Consider the following 1,046-nt stretch of genomic DNA (forward strand, 5'->3'; position numbering starts at 1 on the left):
ACTACAGCCCCTTATTTTTTAATGCTATATACATCAATGCTGGATTTACCCCAGTCATTTTTATCTACTTTACCTTCAATGGTAATTTTGTCTTTCCGGGTGACATTTTGTCCGTTCCAAGCGTGATCTTCCACTTCGATCTTAATTTCACCGCTAGCATCTTTAAAATAGAACTCATCGTGATCGATTTGCTTGGTGATATAGCCGGTTAATTTTACCGGTGCATCGTCCCACGCTTCGAGTGCTTGTGCAACGGAAGTCGGAGGTGTTTTTGTTCCTTCACCGCTAAAACCGCCTTGCTGTGCGGCAGGGCCTTCAAAATTTGCCACTGAAGTTGCAGATAAAGAGAGAAGCGTCGTTAAAACTAATACTTTTTTCATCGAAAATTCCTAATTAAATTTTTATTGTTTATGGTTATTAGATTATATTAAAACAGTGATGTTATTTACATCTAAAGTCACTCAGCCGTCATCAAGGTCAACTTTGCCTGAAATACGCACACGGTTATTTGCATTTACTGTTTTGCCTTGCCATGCACCGTCTTCAACATCAATATGTACAGAACCGGTTGAATCTTTGAAGGTACAATCATCGTTATCGTAGCAATTGATAATGTTTCCAGTCATTGAAAAATGTGCGTTATCACCTGCTTTCTTTGCTTGTGCTACGTTCTTGATTGCTGCAGCTTGAACGTTTGTGCGGTTAGATTTAAAGCCATCGTCATTCGCTGAGGTTGGGTTTTCAAATCCAGTCATTGCCGGTAAAGAGATTGCGAAAATTGCAGTTAAAGCTAAAAGTTTTTTCATAAATTTGCTCCGAGTAAAAGTCGTTAAATAACTAAGATAAAAATCAAGGAAATAAAAAATTAAAAAATAAACAGTCGTTAAATAAAACACAAATGTGAAGTGCGTGCCTTATCGATGTGTGTATTAAACCAAACAGATCTTAACGAAATCTTAAGAAGTAAAAATTTTTTACCTTTTTACTAAAAAATGGTGGGAAAAGTTGATTGAGCTTGATGAGCATTAAAGAATAAGAAGCCCAAA

At 36.5% G+C, this 1,046-nt stretch carries 2 protein-coding genes; both read right to left on the reverse strand.

The genetic code is table 11. The features are described 5' to 3' along the window. Positions 1 to 11: 11 nt before the first annotated feature. On the reverse strand, positions 12 to 380 hold the full coding sequence (locus HMPREF0027_RS11210) for a YgiW/YdeI family stress tolerance OB fold protein (RefSeq protein WP_005625437.1): 369 nt from the start codon (positions 378 to 380) through the stop codon (positions 12 to 14). An 81-nt stretch (positions 381 to 461) separates the two neighbouring features. Then, the gene (locus HMPREF0027_RS11215; RefSeq protein ID WP_005625440.1) at positions 462 to 806 is read right to left on the reverse strand and encodes a YgiW/YdeI family stress tolerance OB fold protein; all 345 of its coding nucleotides are present in this window, start codon (positions 804 to 806) and stop codon (positions 462 to 464) included. Positions 807 to 1,046 lie beyond the last annotated feature (240 nt).

This window comes from Actinobacillus ureae ATCC 25976, assembly GCF_000188255.1.
In the GTDB taxonomy this organism is placed as follows: domain Bacteria; phylum Pseudomonadota; class Gammaproteobacteria; order Enterobacterales; family Pasteurellaceae; genus Actinobacillus; species Actinobacillus ureae.